Source organism: Okeania sp. SIO2B9, assembly GCF_010672505.1.
GTDB classification, from domain to species: domain Bacteria; phylum Cyanobacteriota; class Cyanobacteriia; order Cyanobacteriales; family Microcoleaceae; genus Okeania; species Okeania hirsuta.
In genome coordinates this window covers 1-2,654 of record NZ_JAAHGK010001090.1, presented here as the reverse complement: position 1 = coordinate 2,654, position 2,654 = coordinate 1, and the positions used below count along the sequence as shown (strand labels likewise).

Annotated in this window: 3 protein-coding genes; all 3 read right to left on the bottom strand. The window is 44.0% G+C overall.

Annotated elements, in window-relative coordinates; all coding sequences use genetic code 11:
- Positions 1 to 152 precede the first annotated feature (152 nt).
- Positions 153 to 1,097 (bottom strand): glyoxylate/hydroxypyruvate reductase A, encoded by a 945-nt coding sequence (locus F6K13_RS27605; RefSeq protein ID WP_287244487.1) that lies wholly within the window; start codon positions 1,095 to 1,097, stop codon positions 153 to 155.
- A 12-nt stretch (positions 1,098 to 1,109) separates the two neighbouring features.
- A complete protein-coding gene (locus tag F6K13_RS27600) occupies positions 1,110 to 2,291 on the bottom strand; it encodes a pyridoxal phosphate-dependent aminotransferase (protein ID WP_287289078.1) in 1,182 nt (393 codons plus the stop codon).
- A gap of 104 nt (positions 2,292 to 2,395) precedes the next feature.
- A partial coding sequence (locus F6K13_RS27595) for a hypothetical protein (protein ID WP_287289077.1) occupies positions 2,396 to 2,654 on the bottom strand: 259 nt, incomplete at its 5' end.

The window sequence follows — 2,654 nt, the reverse complement described above, 5'->3', positions numbered from 1 at the left end:
ATCTATTTGAACAAATATGCATCTGACTTAAACTATTTTAGTTGACTAAACTATTCGTAACATTATTTTTTCACGCTTGGTATTAGTTGATCGTCAAAGAGTCTTTCTTTGGCATAGACTTAACCACTATTGAGCAAACACCAAATTAAGACTTAGTAACCCCGGTTTCGATCAATTGCATTCTTCAACGGTCTTCCCTCGCGACTGCAATTGATTGCATCCAGAATACTAACGGCAAACTCTTCAGCCGGACCTATAGCAGCAATATGGGGGGTGACTATAATGCGCGGATGAGACCAAAAAGGATCGTCCTTGGGCAAGGGTTCTTGATGGAATACGTCCAAACAAGCCCAGGCAATTTGGCCGGAATCTAATGCACTCAATAGATCGGCTTCTACCAAGTGCTTGCCTCGACCGACATTAATTAAGTAAGCCCCGGTCGGTAAAGCTGAAAACGTTTCATGGCAGAGAATACCCTGAGTTTCCGGCGTTAGGGGCAGCAAACACACGATCAGCCGACATTTGCTCAAAAAAAGCTTAAACTGTTCATGACCGTGAAAGCACTCCACTCCGGGAATTGCTTTGGGGGTTCTACTCCATCCCCGCACAGGAAACCTCATGGGTGCAAGCTTTTTAGCCACCGTCGAACCGAGATTACCCATTCCCAAAATCCCTATTGTAAAGGATCTAGCATCTTGTGCCGGTAGATATTCCCAGCGTCGCGATCGCTGCAATGCCTGATACTCTATAAATCGCCGTTGAAAGAGCAAAACAGCAAAAGTAACATACTCAACCATTTCCAATGTTTGGTTCTCTGAGATTAGACGCACAATCGGGATGCCATCGGGCAGGTCAGGGTCTACTAAAATCCCTTCTACCCCAGTTCCTAGGGATATAATCAGCTTCAAATTGGGAAATCTTTGCATCACTCCCAGTGGGGGACACCATGCCAGCACAATCTCAATCTCTTCAGGTTTCCCGCATTCCGGCCAGATTCGCAAATCTAGATTGGGCTTGCGTTTTTTCAATTCTGCCATTAATTGTGCAAATAATTCCTCTAAATCAATGTTTGCCAGTAGTAGTGCTGTCATATTCATTTGCATTTGCCGTTAACTCAAGCTTAAGCTCGAAACACCAAGGGAATGCGATCGCAAGTGTTCAGGGTTGACTTTTGCAAGGAATTCTGCTATCCTCCTTACTCCCTCGGACACATCTTGACCGCTTTTAGTAAAGTTGACGCGCAAAAAACCAGGGTCGGTTTCAGCAAAATCCTTTCCCGGAGCAGTAGCAACTGCATAATCTTTGGCGAGTATCGATGCTGCTGTCATGGAGTCCATCCCTTCAGGGAGTTGTATGATGCCATAAAATCCAGCTTGGGAATTTCTGAGTGCTGGGACAGAGTAGCGATCGCAAGTGGCCAAGAAAAAATTGTGCCAGGGACGCAAGTAGCTTTGATGAGCCTTTAGCAGAACCGACGCTCGCTCTAGCAGTCTTTCTGCCAACAGTTGTCCGATCAGATTCGGGCAAATATTCAACAAGACTTTCACACTCTCGGCAGCTTCAGCATAGCTTGGCGGTACAATCAGAAAACCGATACGCAATCCCGGAACGGCAAAGGACTTAGAAAATCCATTGGCAACGAAATGTTCCCCAGGCAGTTGCGTCCCACTGGGAGCGAAATCCCCCGCAAAGGTCATTAACTGGTAAACTTCGTCGAAAATGACTGGAATACCGAATGAAGCAATTTCTGCTAGTATTTCCAAACTCGCTATATTTCCGTGGGGATTTCCCGGAGAGTTGAGGATTATGGCAGCGGTTTTGGCATTTATCAAATCCGCCAGTCGGTGAGGTAAGAGGTTAAACTCTGCATCCAGGGGTGCCGATATTGGAATGCCACCAAACATCTTCACAATTCGCGGATATGCTGCATATCCGACCGCTGGTATAATGACTTCGCTACCAGGGCGCACCAACAGCCCCAGGGCCAAGACTAATGCACCAGTCGCCCCATCAGTTATCAATATCTGTGACACTGGGAGTTCCACACCTAAAATAGAGGCGTAAAAGCTGCTAATTTTTTCCCGCAGTGACATTTGTCCAGCAATATCCCCGTAACCTAGTACTTTTTCTAGATCTTTTGCCTGTAAAGTCAGGTCAACATATTTTTGAATCGGGAAGTCCGATTGACCAAAAGCTAGAGAAATGGGTCGGCAGTGGGATTGGTTTCGAGCTAACAGAGTCGAAATCTTGTCAATTCCCATGGGCGGAAATGTCAGTATTGGGCTTGGCATGGATTAAAGGAAGTTATGGGACTATTTAGGTTAGAAACAGTTTATTTTTTTATGTTTTCATTAGTTTAGTAGTTACGAAAAACATTATAATACACGATATTTAATTAGCATTCAACAAATTTACTTTTAGAGATTAAATCACCATCCTTAAGGTCAGTTAATTTATAACCAAAGGAAGTTAAAGTATCATCACCCTTAGCTTTTATCAGTGAATAAAGACCATCTAGAAAAGTTTTTGAATAGCGGGCTTGGGAATCTACAAAACGCATTGTGTATGCCATTCTTGATTGTAATTTTCCTTCCAGGAAAGGGACACTTCTATGCCAAACAAATTTGTCTAATAAAAGAGCATCACCTACTTCA